1 protein-coding gene is annotated in these 253 nt (G+C 49.4%); it reads right to left on the minus strand.

The window, feature by feature from the left end; genetic code table 11:
- A partial coding sequence (locus SB753_RS39450) for an Orn/Lys/Arg decarboxylase N-terminal domain-containing protein (protein ID WP_410805474.1) occupies positions 1-253 on the minus strand: 253 nt, incomplete at both ends.

Genomic DNA, 253 nt, shown 5'->3' on the forward strand with positions numbered 1-253 from the left:
ATTTGCCCTACCGGGCTTTTTAAAAACGCAACGCCACCCGAGTGCCCCGGGCAGTGCCATGAATAAGAGCCGTCTGAGGCATAATCCATCAGGGCGTTAAAAAACGGCGGCGCTAATGCATCCAGGTATTTTTTCGCTTCACGGATAATATGTTTAGCAACAAACTCCGGCGTATCTTCAAACATATGGATAAAGCCGTGCAGCTCACGCAGTACATCATTAGGTACATGACGCGTGGTGCGGGTTTCACCAT

Origin of the sequence: Paraburkholderia sp. SIMBA_053 (assembly GCF_046534895.1) — a bacterium.
Lineage (GTDB): Bacteria > Pseudomonadota > Gammaproteobacteria > Burkholderiales > Burkholderiaceae > Paraburkholderia > Paraburkholderia caledonica.